8 protein-coding genes are annotated in these 16,197 nt (G+C 66.8%); 7 read left to right on the forward strand and 1 reads right to left on the reverse strand.

The window, feature by feature from the left end; all coding sequences use genetic code 11:
• The first annotated feature begins 160 nt into the window (after positions 1 to 160).
• Complete coding sequence (locus ACIPW5_RS07690) at positions 161 to 2,215, forward strand: APC family permease (RefSeq protein WP_401241737.1); 2,055 nt, start codon at positions 161 to 163, stop codon at positions 2,213 to 2,215.
• A 112-nt stretch (positions 2,216 to 2,327) separates the two neighbouring features.
• A complete protein-coding gene (locus tag ACIPW5_RS07695; protein ID WP_401241740.1) occupies positions 2,328 to 3,659 on the forward strand; it encodes a class I SAM-dependent RNA methyltransferase in 1,332 nt (443 codons plus the stop codon).
• 525 nt (positions 3,660 to 4,184) lie between these two features.
• Here ACIPW5_RS07695 and ACIPW5_RS07700 read toward each other — a convergent pair.
• Positions 4,185 to 5,876: a DUF6119 family protein gene (locus ACIPW5_RS07700; protein WP_401241742.1), complete on the reverse strand. Its 1,692-nt coding sequence runs from the start codon at positions 5,874 to 5,876 to the stop codon at positions 4,185 to 4,187.
• Positions 5,877 to 6,099: 223 nt separating this feature from the next.
• Here ACIPW5_RS07700 and ACIPW5_RS07705 point away from each other — a divergent pair, with 223 nt between their 5' ends.
• The 5 genes from ACIPW5_RS07705 to ACIPW5_RS07725 all read left to right on the forward strand — a co-directional run bounded on the left by ACIPW5_RS07705 (position 6,100) and on the right by ACIPW5_RS07725 (position 16,009).
• A complete protein-coding gene (locus ACIPW5_RS07705; RefSeq protein WP_401241745.1) occupies positions 6,100 to 7,833 on the forward strand; it encodes an N-6 DNA methylase in 1,734 nt (577 codons plus the stop codon).
• Entirely contained in the window at positions 7,830 to 9,860 is a 2,031-nt protein-coding gene (locus ACIPW5_RS07710) for an N-6 DNA methylase (RefSeq protein ID WP_401241748.1), read from the forward strand. The genes ACIPW5_RS07705 and ACIPW5_RS07710 overlap by 4 nt, the downstream gene beginning before the upstream one ends.
• Complete coding sequence (locus tag ACIPW5_RS07715) at positions 9,857 to 11,047, forward strand: restriction endonuclease subunit S (protein ID WP_401241751.1); 1,191 nt, start codon at positions 9,857 to 9,859, stop codon at positions 11,045 to 11,047. Before ACIPW5_RS07710 ends, ACIPW5_RS07715 begins: the two co-directional genes overlap by 4 nt.
• 12 nt (positions 11,048 to 11,059) lie before the next feature.
• Entirely contained in the window at positions 11,060 to 14,281 is a 3,222-nt protein-coding gene (locus tag ACIPW5_RS07720) for a type I restriction endonuclease subunit R (RefSeq protein WP_401241754.1), read from the forward strand.
• 72 nt (positions 14,282 to 14,353) lie between these two features.
• The gene (locus ACIPW5_RS07725) at positions 14,354 to 16,009 is read left to right on the forward strand and encodes a protein kinase (protein ID WP_401241757.1); all 1,656 of its coding nucleotides are present in this window, start codon (positions 14,354 to 14,356) and stop codon (positions 16,007 to 16,009) included.
• The last annotated feature ends 188 nt before the right edge of the window (positions 16,010 to 16,197 follow it).

The following is a 16,197-nucleotide window of genomic DNA, read 5'->3' on the forward strand; positions in this document are numbered from 1 at the left end:
GCTCTGGCTAATCAGGGTCTCAGACCATGGCCCAAGCTACACACGGGCGGTCACCGGTGTGACCATTTGGGGTCCGCCAGGTGCTTCATTGGAGGCGCATTGGTGCGGATCGGGGGCAGGGGGTTCGTCAGCCACATTTCGAACGCTTACGATCCTCTGCGTGTCCAAACTGACCGACGTGCCCAAACGGATCCTGATCGGCCGGGCGCTACGCAGCGACCGCCTCGGGGAAACGCTCCTCCCCAAGCGGATCGCCCTTCCTGTGTTCGCATCCGACCCACTCTCCTCGGTGGCATATGCCCCCGGCGAGGTACTGCTGGTCCTGTCCATCGCGGGTGTGTCGGCGTACCACTTCAGCCCCTGGATCGCGCTCGCGGTCGTCGTGCTGATGTTCACGGTGGTCGCCTCCTACCGGCAGAACGTCCACGCCTACCCCAGCGGCGGCGGCGACTACGAGGTGGCCAACACCAACCTCGGACCCCAGGCCGGCCTGACCGTCGCGAGCGCCCTGCTCGTCGACTACGTCCTCACCGTCGCCGTCTCCATTTCCTCCGGCGTCGAGAATCTCGGCTCCGCCGTCGATTTCGTCATCGAGCACAAGGTGCTCTCGGCGATCGTCATGATTCTGCTGCTCACGCTGATGAATCTGCGCGGGGTGAAGGAATCCGGGAAGCTCTTCGCCATCCCGACGTACGTGTTCGTCGGCGCCGTGTTCGTCATGATCGCGTGGGGCGCCTGGCGCGGCCTCGTGATGGGCGACACGATGGAGGCCCCGACCGCCCACCTGGAGATCAAGGCCGAACACCAGGGGCTGGCCGGCTTCGCGCTGGTCTTCCTGCTGCTGCGCGCGTTCTCCTCCGGCTGTGCCGCCCTGACCGGCGTCGAGGCCATCAGCAACGGCGTACCGGCCTTCCGCAAGCCCAAGAGCAAGAACGCGGCCAGCACCCTCGCCCTCATGGGCGCCCTGGCCGTCACCATGTTCTGCGGGATCATCGGCCTGGCCATGGCCACCGACGTGAGGATGGCCGAGTCGCCCTCCACCAACCTGCTGGAGAACGGCGTACCGGTCGGTGACGGGTACGTCCAGCACCCGGTGATCTCCCAGGTCGCCGAGGCCGTCTTCGGCAACGGCAGCTTCCTGTTCATCCTGCTCGCCGCCGCCACCGCCCTCGTGCTGTTCCTGGCCGCGAACACCGCCTACAACGGCTTCCCGCTGCTCGGCTCGATCCTCGCCCAGGACCGCTACCTGCCGCGCCAGCTGCACACCCGCGGCGACCGGCTCGCGTTCTCCAACGGCATCGTGCTGCTCGCGGGCGCGGCCATACTGCTGGTGTGGATCTACGACGCCGACTCCACCAAGCTGATCCAGCTCTACATCGTCGGCGTGTTCGTCTCCTTCACGCTGAGCCAGATCGGCATGGTCCGGCACTGGAACCGCCACCTGAAGACCGAGCGCGACCAGGCGGCCCGCCGCCGGATGTTCCGCTCGCGGGCGATCAACACCTTCGGCGCGTTCTTCACCGGCATGGTGCTGGTCGTCGTCCTCGCCACCAAGTTCACGCACGGTGCCTGGGTGGCCCTGCTCGGCATGCTGATCTTCTACGGCACCATGACCGCGATCCGCAAGCACTACGACCGCGTCGCCCACGAGATCGCCGCTGACGACGGCCCCACCGACGACAGCGTGCGCCCCTCCCGGGTCCACTCGATCGTCCTGGTCTCCAAGGTCCACAAGCCGACCCTGCGCGCCCTGGCCTTCGCCAAGCTGACCCGCTCGGACCGGCTGGAGGCGCTCAGCATCAGCGTCGACCCGGCCGAGACCAAGGCCCTGCGGGCCGAGTGGGAACGCCGCGGGATCAACGTCCCGCTGAAGATCCTCGACTCGCCCTACCGCGAGATCACCCGTCCGGTGGTCGAGTACGTCAAGGGGCTGCGCAGCGAGAACCCGCGCGACGCGGTCAGCGTCTACATCCCCGAGTACGTCGTCGGACGCTGGTACGAGCACCTCCTGCACAACCAGAGCGCGCTGCGCCTCAAGGGCCGGCTGCTGTTCACGCCCGGCGTGATGGTCACCTCGGTGCCCTACCAGCTGGAGTCCTCGGAGCTCGCCAAGCGGCGGGCGAAGAAGCGCCAGGACTGGAACGCTCCGGGCGCGGTGCGCCGCGGCCCCGTCGACACGCCGAGGCCCCGCCAGAAGGACGCGGCGGGCAAGTAATCCTGGTGGTGAACGGCCGGAGGAGACCCACGTAAACTGGTGGGTCGGTCCTCCGGCCGTTCTTGTTTTTCCTTCCCCCCTTCCTCCCCTTGATCCTTGGAGCCTCCCCACCATGACCGAGCAGAACGAGAAGCAGTCACTGGTCGGGGAGGAGTACGAGGTCGAGGTCGGCCCCGTCGCACACGGCGGCCACTGCATCGCCCGCACCTCGGACGGCCGCGTCCTGTTCGTCCGCCACACCCTGCCGGGCGAGAAGGTCATCGCGCGCGTCACCGAGGGCGAGTCGGACTCCCGCTTCCTGCGCGCCGACGCGATCACCGTCCTGACCGCCTCCAAGGACCGCGTCGAGGCCCCCTGCCCGTACGCCGGCCCCGGCAAGTGCGGCGGCTGCGACTGGCAGCACGCCAAGCCGGGCGCCCAGCGCCGGCTCAAGGGCGAGGTGGTCGCCGAGCAGCTCAAGCGGCTCGCCGGGCTCACCCCGGAGGAGGCCGGCTGGGACGGCACCGTCATGCCGGCGGAGGGCGACAAGCTCCCGGCCGGGCAGGTCCCGCAGTGGCGCACCCGCGTCCAGTACGCCATCGACGAGACGGGCCGGGCGGGCCTGCGCAAGCACCGCTCGCACGACATCGAGCCCGTCGACCACTGCATGATCGCGGCGCCCGGGGTCTCCGAACTCGGGATCGAGAAGCAGGACTGGCCCCAGATGGCCACCGTCGAGGCGATCGCCGCGACCGGCTCCCAGGACCGCCAGGTCGTCCTCACCCCCCGCCCGGGCGGCCGCCTCCCCCTGGTGGAGCTCGACAAGCCGGTCTCCGTCCTCCGCGTCGAGGAGAAGGACGGCGGGGTGCACCGCGTCCACGGCCGCCCCTTCGTCCGCGAGCGCGCCGACGGCCGCACGTACCGCGTCGGCATGGGCGGCTTCTGGCAGGTCCACCCGCAGGCCGCCGACACCCTGATCAAGGCCGTCATGCAGGGCCTGATGCCGCGCAAGGGCGAGATGGCCCTCGACCTCTACTGCGGCGTGGGCATCTTCGCGGGCGCCCTCGCGGAGCGCCTCGGCGAGACCGGCGCGGTCCTCGGCATCGAGTCGGGCAAGCGCGCGGTGGAGGACGCCCGCCACAACCTGGCGGACTTCCCCCGGGTCCGCATCGAACAGGGCAAGGTCGACACCGCCCTCCCGCGCACCGGCATCACCGAGTGCGACCTGGTCGTCCTGGACCCGCCCCGCGCGGGCGCGGGCAAGCAGACGGTCCGCCACATCGCGAGCCTCTCGGCCCGCCGCATCGCCTACGTCGCCTGCGACCCGGCAGCCCTGGCCCGCGACCTGGGCTACTTCAAGGACGCGGGCTACCGCGTCCGCACCCTCCGGGTCTTCGACCTCTTCCCGATGACGCACCACGTGGAGTGCGTCGCGATCCTTGAGCCCGCCGAAAAGGGCCGCTGACCTGGGGTTATTCGTCTACGTAGGTGCCTCCACCTGTTTTCCGACGGACAACAGGTGGAAACCTATGTTTACGGCTGCAGCCCCCTGACCTGCGGTTTTGGGTAGCCAAGGAGGGGGCATGGTTGAGGCCTCGCTGGATCGCTCAGTGTCTTGACGCACGAATGACGCACATCCAGCGCCATGGCTGACGGTCCATTAGTAATGTGTAGCCGCTACTTGGGCCGTCTTGAACGGTGTTCTTCGCGCCTCTCGCCAGTACAGGCCAGCGCCGGACGGCTTGGGGTGTGGCTGGCCGATTTCGGCAAGCATCCGTGTGTAGATGTGACTTTGTGTGATGGCGTGCCTGGGTGGGAGAGCGGCCAGCGCGGACTGGAGCGACCTGGGATGCCGTCGCTCGATATGCCTGTCAGCGCACCAGTCAACGGCGCGGCTGCGCGCGCATCGCCGCTGTTGACCCTTCGCTAGGGAGGTTCCAGCCCGCTCTTGTTGTCTGCAGTCGCTGAAGCACCCTGGAGCAGTGCGGGCTCAGCGTCGGATAGCGACGACCTCGACCTCTGCGTTCATCGCGCGCAAGCGACGTGCCGACTGGAGGAGGGAGACCTGGGCGAAGGCGAAGAGGGAGTTGACAGTGATCTCCTTTCCGTCCTTGAGGAGGATGGCGAGCACGACCTTCAGCGTGCCGAAGTCGCTCAGGAGACGGTGCTCGGGAGTACGGTCCGCAACCTGCCCCAAGAAGGCGCTGCGGATGGCTTTGTCGCTGCGCAGGGTTTCGACGGCGGTGACCGCCTGGGCGAAGAGGTGGTTCAGCGGTGCGGTGCCGTTGCTGCTAGTGGCCTTCTTGACGCAGATCAGCTGGTTGTCCGGGCCGAGGACATCGCAGACCTCCAGGCCGCCACCGTTGAACTTGTCCGTGACGATGTTCTTCTTGTCGAAGAGGAGGTAGCCCGCCTGGGCTGCCGCCTGCTTGTTGTACCAGTCCTCATCGTGAGAGTCCCGCCCCTTGGCGTTCGGTGCTCCCTTTGGCCAGGCGGGCAGTTGGACGCTGGCCGACTTGCCGAGCAGTTCCCGGAGCTCTTCCTCCAGCGTCTCGAGGAATCCGGCTCCCACCTCGTACCACTTTCCGTGGCCGTAGAAGTACCGCACTGTTTCTACAGGGACGTCCGCGATGAGCCACTCTTTGCCGGTGGTCGCGGCGCTGGCCGGCGTTTTCAAGTCGTCGTCGCTGAACATGACGACCCGGACTTGGCCGAGCGCTTTGAGGCGCTCTCCCTCGGTCTTGTCCGAGACGAAGCCGAGGAGGACCGGAAGGTCCAGGTCGGTGACGTCGATGCTGCGGCTACCCGAGCTGATCCGGAATGCTTGGGCGGAGCCGAAGCCCTCCTGGCAGCTCTCCGGAACTCCCAGCGTGAGCCGCGGGTGAGTAGGGTGGGCGAGCATGCGCTCAAGGACTGCTTGGGCGTCCACCGCCTTGCGGCTGCGCTTGTCCAGCGTACGGAGCCGATCGACGAAGCCCAGTTCGGGCAGCGGATCCGGGCGTGAGCAGACCTCCTCTATCGCGCGCAGGTCGTTGAGGAATTCCTCCGGGGTGGTGGCCAGCGGCAGCTTGATGGTCGACTCGGAACACTCGACTCGAACATGCTTGGAGCTACCGGCGGGCAGTGAGGTCAACGGGATGCCGCTGACCGTTCCACACATGCGGCGGACGACTGCGCCGAACCGGTCGAGTCCGAAGCCGTCGATACGCTCTCCCCGGGCGACGGAGTACTCGTCGACGCGCCCTCGTCCGTCCATGATCTGATTGCGCACTTTGATGATGCCGTCCTCGTCGAGGCAGCGGGTGGCGAACTCCAGGCCGAACTCATCGTCACGGTAGTACGGGTCCAGCATGTGCTGGCCGACCCCGTAACTCAGGGCGTACAGGCCGCGCTCGGTGCGCATGAGCACCAGGCCCGCAGCGGAATGATTCCGTTCGTTGACCTCCAGGCCGGTGATCCGCTCCACGGCCGGGCACCAGTCGGCGCGGTCTCGGGGGATTCCCCCGTTCACCAGCAGCCCGGTGACGTCCTCCCGGGCGAACTCGCGGACTTGGTAGCCGGGTCTGTCTAGATAGTGGGGGCGCACAAGGGTGCGGAGTTCTACCTCGCCACCGTCGGGAACGGTGAGTCGGTGCAGTGTGGACTTACGGGTGCCGGTGCTGCTCTTCTCCTTGCCGGCCATTTCATGCTCCTTCGCGTCGAGGTGCCGGAGGTCGGTGCCGCGGGGTCGTTCCGTTCTCCTCGATCCGCGTGACTCCGTGCTTACGCCCGGTTCTCCTCCGGTGCGCCTGGCGCTGTGCGGTGTCGGAATCCTTGGCACGTGATGCCCAGTGAACAGCAGCCGGTTAACACCGTCAACTGAATGTAACTTGGAAATTCAAGCGTGAGCGGTGTACGGTCGCGTCATGACCGGAGGAAACGAGGCGCCCGATGCCACGGCGACCGCTGCGGAGATCGCACGGTTGGCAGGCGTGACGCGTGCCGCGGTGTCCAACTGGCGCAGGCGTCGTTCGGACTTCCCCGCGCCCGTAGGTGGCACCTCGGCGAGCCCCCTGTTCTCGCTCGCTGAGGTACGGCAGTGGCTGGACGGGCAGCGCGACGGGCGAGAGGTCAGCGCGGAGGTCCGGCTCTGGCAGGCGCTGCGCGGCGCCTACGGCGAGGACATGGCGCGGGCCCTGGCTGCGGTCGGGGAGTATCTCTGGGGTGATGCGGAAGAGCTCGTCGACCAGGCCGTCCGAGCGGCGGTGGACGGGCTGGTTGCCGACCGGATGCCCACCGAGGTGATGGACGCTCTGGTCGCCCGGCTGTTGGAGTCCACCGCGCGCGCCGCGTTGGACGGGGCCTCGACACTGCGGCTGGCTCGCGCGGTCCGTGAATTCGCTGGTGAGACCTCAGGCATCGTCTTTGACCCGGCGTGCGGCATCGGCTCGCTCCTCGTTGCGGTGGGCGGCGGTGCGGTCCAGAGCAGGCTGGGGCAGGACACACAGGTGGATGCGGCACGCGTAGCCCAGGTTCGTGCGGCCTTGGCCGCCACTGGGAAGGCGGCGCCGGTTCAGGTCGTGGCAGGCGACTCGTTGCGGGCTGACGCGTTCCCCGATCTCCGCGCAGACCTGGTCGTGTGCGAGCCGCCGACCGCCGTGGCCGACTGGGGCCGTGAGCAGTTGCTCGTCGATCCGCGCTGGGAGGCGGGTGTGCCCTCGCGTGGGGAGAGCGAACTCGCCTGGCTTCAGCATTGCTACCACCACACGGCACCCGGCGGGCGAGCCGTGGTGCTCCTGCCGGCATCGGTTGCCCATCGCCGCTCCGGTCGCAGAATCCGTGCGGAGTTGGTGCGTCGCGGCTGCGTCACCGCAGTGGTGGCTCTACCCCCCGGCCTCGCCGCTAGTCATGCACTTCCGCTACACCTGTGGCTGCTGAGCCGTCCCTCCAACCCTGGGCGGGCGGCAGGGACCGTACGCATGGTGGATCTCAGCGCCAACAGCCCGGACGGACCGTGGGCCCCGCAGCCGCACCAGGAGGCGGAGGTGCAGCTGATCGATCTGCTGGACAACGAGGTGGACCTCACTCCCAGCCGCTACGTACGCGAGCCGGAACCCGACTACGCGGTGGAGTACGCCAAGCTGCGTGAGGATCTGGACACGCGCCTGCGCCGCCTTCGGGCGCTGCTTCCCGAGCTGCCACCACGTGGCCGGGCCGATGCCCTGGACGATGGCGTCCCGGTGGTGGTGAGCGACCTGCTGGCCGCCGGCCTGGTCAGCCTGGACGGTAACGAGCTCACCTCCGTCAGCGACCAGCTGGACCCCGACTACGTGCGTGGATTCGCCAGCAGCGCGGCGAACGTCCGTCGTAGCACGTCCTCTTCGGGTACGTTCCGAGCGGAGTTGCAGGCGGCGCGCCTGCCCCGCATGGACGTTGAGCGGCAGCGCCGCTACGGCGACGCCTTTCGCTCGTTGGGCGCGTTCGAGCGCGAACTCACCGAACTCGCCGGCATGGGCGACCGGGCTGCGCGGCTCGCCCGCGACGGCCTCACCGGCGGCGCACTCGATCCGCCGCCGACCCGTAACGGCGGCAACGCCAAGCACCAAAGCACGACGACCGACGAAGACGCCGCAGTGGGGCGAGAGGACAGGACACGTTGAGCAAGAACCAGGAACTGGCCGACTTCATCTGGTCGGTGGCCGACCTCCTGCGCGGTGACTACAAGCGCTCCGAGTACGGAAAGGTCATCCTGCCGCTGACGGTGCTGCGCCGACTGGACTGCGTCATGGCCCCGACCCGCCAGGCGGTGTGGGACCGGGCGGCCTCCTACACCGGAGAGAACAAGGACGGACTGCTGCTGGCAGCGTCCAAGCTCAAGTTCTACAACCTGTCCGAGCAGACCTTCGACACGATCAGCAGCGACGCGGCCAACGTGGCGAAGAACCTCAAGGACTACATCCGGGGATTCTCCTCGGAGGCCACCGAGATCATCAACCGCTACGAGTTCCACCTCCAGATCGACCGCCTGGACAACGCCGACCTGCTCTACCAGGTGGTGCGGAAGTTCGCCGGCCTGGATCTGAGCTTCAAAGCCGTGGACAACCACGATATGGGCTACGTCTTCGAAGAGCTGATCCGCAAGTTCGCCGATGCCTCCAACGAGACTGCCGGTGAGCACTTCACCCCGCGCGAGGTCATCGAGCTGATGGTCGAGCTGCTGCTCGCCCCGGACGACGACCGGCTGAACGGAGAGGGCCAGGTCGTCAAGATCCTCGACCCGGCCTGCGGCACCGGCGGCATGCTCTCGGCAGCTGAAGAGCACATCCGCAAGCTGAACCCGCGCGTGCGTGTCAACCTGTTCGGACAGGAGCTGAACGCCGAGTCGTACGCGATCTGCCGCTCCGACATGCTTCTGAAGGGCCACACGGCCAAGAACATCCGCTTCGGCAACTCCTTCAGCCAGGACGGCCACGACGGCGAGACCTTCAACTTCATGCTCGCCAACCCGCCCTTCGGCGTGGAGTGGAAGAAGGTCGAGAAGGTCGTACGCCAGGAGCACGAGGACCGCGGATTCGACGGCCGCTTCGGAGCCGGCCTGCCGCGGATCAACGACGGCTCGCTGCTGTTCCTGCAGCACATGATGAGCAAGATGCAGCCGCTTAAGAAGGACGCAGCAGGCGACGAGGCCGGTGGCACCCGCCTGGCCATCGTCTTCAACGGTTCCCCGCTGTTCTCCGGCGGCGCGGGGTCAGGCGAGTCCGAGATCCGCAGGTGGATCATTGAGCACGACTACCTGGAGGCGATCGTCGCCCTCCCGGACCAGCTCTTCTACAACACCGGCATCTCCACGTACTTCTGGATCGTCACCAACCGCAAGGCGGCCGACCGCAAGGGACGTGTGATCCTGCTCGACGCTCGCGATCAGTGCGCCCCGATGGACAAGTCCCTAGGCGAGAAGCGTAAGAAGATCACACGGGGCCAGATCGGTCACATCTGTACGATCTACCGCGATGTGTTGAGCATCGTTGGCGACGAGACCCATCCGGATCACGCGCGGGTGAAGGTCCTCGCCAACCGGGAATTCGGCTACCAGCGGATCACCGTAGACCGGCCGCTCAAGCTCCGTTTCGAGCTGACCGAGGACAGCCTCGCTCAGCTCGGCGCGTCGATCGCTGTGAAGAAGGCGGTCGGCGGGGACGCACCGGTCGAGCTGCTGCTTGCCGCGCTCAAGCCGCTACTCGGATCGCGGTGGTCCACCAAGGCAGAGGCGTGGGATGCCCTGCGGACGGCAATGGTGAACGGGGGCGTGCTGTGGCCCTCCGTTACTCCGTTCCAGAAGGCCCTCCGTGACGCCGTGGGCGTGACCGATCCGGACGGCGAGGTCCAGCTCACCAAGGGCAAACCCGAACTTGACCCCGACCTGCGTGACAACGAGAACGTACCGCTTGGCGAGGATATCGACGAATACCTCGCCCGCGAGGTGTTGCCCCATGTCCCGGATGCCTGGATTGCGGAGACCCGCAACCTGAAGACGAAGGAGATGGAGCGGTTCAAGGTGGGGTATGAGATCCCCTTCACCCGCCACTTCTACGCTTACACGCCGCCGAGGCCGCTGTCGGAAATCGATGCGGAGCTAAAGGCGCTGGAAGAGCAGATTCAGGTCCTGCTGGCAGAGGTGGCCCGGTGAATGTTCGCCTCAAGATGATCGTCACTAACCCGGTTGAGAAATCGGACGGTGAGCCTCGCCCATTCCTCGGCCTTGAAAATCTCGAAAGCAGGACCGGCCGTGCGCTCGTCGTTGACCTTCCACTCAAGGCGGCAGAAGACGCTGTCATCCACCGCGACGGCGATGTCCTATTCAGCAAACTCCGCCCTTACCTGGCCAAGTCCTACCTGCCCCGCAGGGAAGCTACGGGAACTGGCGAACTCCTCGTGCTGCGTCCCGGTCGCAGGATTAACCCCAGATTCCTATTTTATTCCAGCCTATCGCAGCCATGGGTGGACTGGGCCAGCACCACTGCGTACGGCACGAAGATGCCGCGGACGTCATGGGAATTGATGGGCGAGTACCGGATTTGGCTGCCGACAATCGATGAACAGCGTCGCATCGCCGATTTCCTCGACGGAGAGACCGCCCGCATCGACCGCCTGATGGAATTGATGAAATCCCAGGACAAGCTGCTTTCTAGTCGCCGGCGGGCAGTGCTTTCTTCAGTGTGGGACCCCGAAGTGCAGGTAGCGAGGTTGGGCTACTTCCTTAGTCTGGTGACTAGCGGTCCCCGCGGATGGGGCGAGTACGCCAGTAACGAGGGAAACCTGTTCTTTCGGAGTGCCAACCTCCGGCGGGATTCCACAGAGCCGAAATTGACTGCGGTCACATACGTCGAGCCCCCTGCATCCGCATTGGCGGAGTCCACTCGATCCGCAGTCCATCTTGACGATGTTCTCGTTGGCATTACTGGCGCGAACACCGGATGGGTGTGTCTTGCGAATCAGGAAATCGTGGGCGCGAACGTCAGCCAACATGTGTGTCTACTTCGCCCATCCCGGTTTGTTTCTGGAAAATGGTTGGCATACCTGCTCTCATCTCCAGCAGTTCAGGATTCTCTTCTGGGGAGCCAGTATGGCGGCACAAAGACCCAGCTCTCCCTTCCCGACCTGAGGGATTTGAAAGTTCCGATTCCTGAACTTCGGAGGCAGAAAGTTGTGGCTGACGAGATTCAGCATCAGATCGTTGCTATCGAAAGCGAAAGGGATGCACGTGCTAGGCAGCTCGCGCTCCTCGCCGACCGGCGCCAAGCACTGATCACCGCTGCCGTCACCGGTCAGCTCGACGTCACCACCGCCCGCCCCGCGCACGACCGCGACCTCTGAGGGGGATTTCAGATGAACGACGCCCGCGTATACACCGAGAAGGCATTTGAAGACGCCGTGGAAGCGGCGCTGCTGCGCAGCGGCTGGCAGCGCGGGCTGTCGAACACCTACAACCCCACGCTCGGTATCGACACCTCCGAGCTGGCCGCGTTCCTCGGTGCGTCGCAGAACGACGCGTGGCTGGCGCTCCAGGCCGCCTATGGCGAGGACGAAGAGCAGGCCGTCGGCCGGTTCGCCAAGCGGGTGGCGCGGGAGATCGACTCCCGCGGCCTGCTGGACGTGCTGCGTCGCGGCGTGAATGACCGCAACGTGAAGGTCCAGCTTGCGTACTTCCGTCCCGCGCACACCCTCGCCGCCGACGCCTTGGACGAGTACGACGCCAACCGGCTCACCTTCGTGCGCCAGTTCCACTACTCTGACGCGCGTCCGGCCGACAGCCTTGACATGGCCTTCTTCCTCAATGGACTGCCGGTCGCCTCAGTGGAGTTGAAGAACGGACTGACCGGCCAGACAGTAGAGGACGCCAAGCGGCAGTACCGCCGCGACCGCGACCCGAATGAGCTGTTCTTCGCCAAGCGCAGCCTGGTCCACTTCGCGGTCGATCCGACGCTGGCTTTCCTGACGACCCGCCTGGCTGGCGATGCCACCCGCTTTCTCCCCTTCAACACCGGCTCTGGTGGCCCTGGCCAGATCGGTGGCGCGGGCAACGTCCCGGCCTCGACGGATGGGAAGTACCCCACGTCCTACCTCTTCGACGAGGTGTGGGCTCGGGACAACTGGCTGGAGCTGCTGCAGCGGTTCCTGCACGTCGAGGACGCTGCCGCGAAGGCCGGCCGGGCGCCGTCCCACAAGCCGGGTAGCGCGCACACGCAGCCGTTGATCTTCCCGCGGTTCCACCAGTGGGACGCAGTGCGCAAGCTCATCGCACACGCGGCCCGCCACGGGGCGGGGGAGAACTACCTGATCCAGCACTCCGCCGGCTCGGGCAAGTCCAACACCATCGCCTGGCTCGCGCACCACCTGTCCAGCCTGCACACCTCCCACGACCCCGGTCAGATCGCGCCTGCCGCGCTTGCCTCCGGTCTGGGGGCGAACAAGCTGGTCTTCGACAAGGTCATTGTCATCACCGACCGGCGGGTGCTGGACAAGCAGCTCCAGGACACCATCTACCAGTTCGACCACAAGGCCGGCGTGGTCGTGCGGATCGACGAGAACTCCCAGCAGCTCGCGGACGCGCTGACCGGGCCGACGGCCCGGATCGTGATCACCACGGTGCAGAAGTTCCCCTTCGTCCTGGACAAGGTTGCCGGGCTGGGCGGCCAGCGCTACGCGGTGATCATCGACGAGGCGCACTCCTCGCAGGGTGGCGAGAGCGCGGCGGCCCTTAAGAAGGCGCTGGGACGTCTCGGCTCGGACGCGGTGGACGAGGACGGCGACCCGCTGACGGCCGCGGCCCTGGCGCGCGGCAAGCAGCCGAACCTGTCCTTCTTCGCGTTCACGGCCACCCCCAAAGCGAAGACGATCGACCTCTTCGGCACGCCCTACGCCAATCCCGGCTCGGGGGAGCAGGAGAAGGGACCGTTCCACGTTTACTCGATGCGGCAGGCCATCGAAGAGGGCTTCATCCTCGACGTGCTCGGCAACTACATCACCTACGCCACGTACTTCAAGCTCCAGGAAGCTGCCGCCGAGGAGGCGGAGCAGCAGGTGGACCCGCGTAAGGCGCGCTCGCGGCTGGTGCGGGCCGCGCTGATGTCGGAGGCGTCGATGGCCTCCCGGGCGAAGATCATCGTCGACCACTTCCGGTTGCACTCCAGCCCGCGCCTCGGCGGCCGGGCCAAGGCGATGGTGGTCACCTCCGGCCGTGACCACGCCGTACGGCTGTACCAGGCCATGCGGGCCTACATCGACCAGCGGGGCTTCACCGACTGCGGCACCTTGGTCGCGTTCTCTGGGGCGCTGACCCTCGACGGGATCGAGTACACCGAGGCCAAGCTCAACGGTTTCCCCGAACGCGAACTGCCGGCGCGCTTCGGCTACACCCGCACGGACGACCCGAACCCGCCGTCCGTCCCCAAGCCCGAGTACCGCATCCTCGTTGTCGCCGAGAAGTACCAGACCGGCTTCGACCAGCCGCTGCTGACCACCATGTACGTGGACAAGGTCCTGGTGAAGCTGGCCGCGGTGCAGACGCTTTCCCGGCTCAACCGCACCCACCGGCTGAAGACCACCGAGGACCTGTTCATCCTCGACTTCGCCAACCGGCCCGAGGACATCGAGCAGGCTTTCCAGCAGTACTACGAGGCGTCGGTCAGCGAGCCTACCGACCCCAACCTGCTGTTCGACCGCGAACGCGAGGTGATGGCCTACCAGCTGCTGGTGGAAGCCGAGATGGACGCTTTCGTCACCGCGTACTTCGCAGCCTTCCAGGGGGGCTCGGCCACCGACACCGCCATCATGAAGGCCCACGCCCGCCTCTATGGCTACCTGCAGCCGGCTCTAGACCGCTTCAACGCCCTCAGCGCCACCGAACCGGAGACCGCCTCCGAGTTCCGCCGCGCCCTGGACTCCTACACCAAGGCGTACGGCTGGCTCTCCCACGTCATCGGATTCGAGAACCTCGAACTGGAACGGCTCTACCAGTACGGACGCTTCCTGCTGCGCCGCCTGCCCGCGCCCGCCCGCAGCGCGGGCGCCGACATAGGGACGGCCGCCCCGAGTCACATGCGCATCGCCCAGACGGGCACCCCAGAGCTGCGCCTGGAGGCGGCGGGCGCGCAGGTACTGCCTGGCCTGGTACCCGAGGCGGCCGGAGCGGTGGCCGAGGCGGAGGAGATGTCGCTGGCCGAGGTGATCCAGTCCGTCAACGAGGAGTACGGGACCGGGCTGTCCACCACCGACCAGATCCTGCTCGGGCAGCTCGTTGTCGCCGTCAGCGAGGACCCCGAACTCCGGGCCATCGCCATGCACCAGGACCAGGACGTCTTCGGCGGGGAACTGGAGAAGGACCTTGACCGGATCGTCATCGACCAGGCGGCGTCCAACGACGCCCTGATGGTCCGCTACTTCGACGACGCCGACGTCAACCGTCTGTTCAAGCAGGTCGCGACCCAGCAGGCGTACCAGCTCATTCGACGCCCGGTCCGACGTGAGGCCGAGCGCCGGGCCACCGAGCAGCGGGCTGCCGAACTCAAGTCGTCCGGAAGCCGTCGGGCGGAACCGCCGACCGCATAGCCTGTGCTTGGCAGCACATCAGACACGAGTAACGGGGTGGTCACGCTCCGACCACGCAGAGGGGGGCCTCGTATGGTGCAGGACGGCACGCCGAGCTTCGAAGCCGGCGTACCGGCCCGCGTGATCGCGGGCCGGTACCGACTGCACACGCCCATTGGCGCGGGTGGCATGGGCGAGGTCTGGCAGGCGTACGACGAGCGCCTGGACCGCCGGGTCGCGGTCAAGATGATGCTGGCCGAGAGCCCGGTTCCGCCCGGGTTCCAGGGCGCGGCCTTCGAGGAGACCCTGCAGACCCGCCGTGCCCGCTTCCTGCGCGAGGTCCAGATCACGGCCGGCATCGAGCACCTGGGTGTGCCGGCCGTCTACGACACCGGAACTGACGAAGCCAGTGGACGGCTGTTCGTCGTCATGCAGCTCCTGCAGGGACGCGAACTGCAGACGTTCATCGACGAGACCGACTACGAAAGCGAGACGGTTTCGGTCTCCTGGGCAGCGGCCGTCGGTGCCCAGATCGCCTCCGTCCTGGACACCGTCCACCGTCACGACGTCGTGCACCGCGACATCAAGCCGTCCAACCTGATGCTCACCCCCGGAGGCGTGGTCAAGGTCCTCGACTTCGGCGTCGCCGCCCTGCGTGGAGTCGGCACCCTGCCCCGGCTCACCCAGGTCGGCATGACCGTAGGCACCCCGCCCTACATGTCCCCCGAACAGAGCCTGGCCAACGCCGTCGGCCCCGCCGCAGACGTCTACGCTCTCGCCTGCGTGCTCCATGAACTGCTCACCGGCAAGCCGCCGTTCACCCCCGACGACAGTCGCTCCCACATGTGGCACCACGTCCACACCCCGCCTCCGCTCATTCGTACCCTGCGCCCGGACGTGCCGGCCGAGATCGAGAAGCTCCTGCTCGCGATGCTCACCAAGGAAGCCGAGCAGCGTATGGACGCGATGGCTGTCTACGACGCTCTCCTGCCCTTCGTCCACGTCTCCACAGGTATCCCCACCGCGGCCGACGAGGGCACACTCGACCCCCGTCTGCCGTTCCTGCGCCCCTTCGGCAGCCGGGCGCCCCGCCCCAGTGTTGCCGCCTCGTACACCCCCACACTCGTGCTTCCCTCGCCGCTCGCGCCCTCGCCGGCCGCCGAACCACCGGGGTTGGAGCTAGGCCCCGCCGCACTGACCGACCACGAAGCGGACGCGGTATCCGACCGGGCAGCGCGGCTCGTTCAGGATGGCCAGTTCACCCAGGCCGCCGACGCACTCGCTGATGCCATCGCGAGAGCCGCTGACCTGGAGCTCAAAGAAGGTATGCAGTTCAACCTCGCGCAGGTGAAGTTCCTGGCGGGAAGCCACCGCGAGGCCCTCTCGCTCTTTGAGCCGCTCGCCCACCAGTACGCCGACCGTTACGGCGACCAGGACGAGCAAGTCCAGCTGTGCTGGTACTACGCAGCGCAGTGCCGGATGGAGCTCGGCGAAGCGACGGCCGCCATCCAGGCTTTCGACCGAATCACTGAAGTCACACCCGACGAGGGCGACGAGGACGCTGTCAACCGCCACCTCGATGCTCTCTCACGGTTGATGAGCCTGTACGCCGCGACGGAAAGCCTTCATCAGGCACTGGATATCGGAGAGCGGCTCAGATCAGAAACCTCCCGTGTACGGGGAGGCGACTGGCCTGGACTTGCGCAGATCGACACCTATCTCCGCCGCCTGCGCCATGACCTGGGCTGATTGACGACTCTGGGTCAACAGGAGTAACTGCTGGCTCTTGCGGAGGTAGTTGACTGCGGGCTGTATTCGCCAGCGCTTGTTGTAAAGCCCTAGCGCTGGGATCACCGCGGGTCATTCCGCTTTCCGCAGTGATGGTGATTTGACGCACATGCCCCGTCGTTGGATTAGTGCAGTCCTCTGACCTGCTG

The sequence above is a fragment of the Streptomyces sp. NPDC090077 genome (genome assembly GCF_044747545.1).
Classification (GTDB): Bacteria; Actinomycetota; Actinomycetes; order Streptomycetales; family Streptomycetaceae; genus Streptomyces.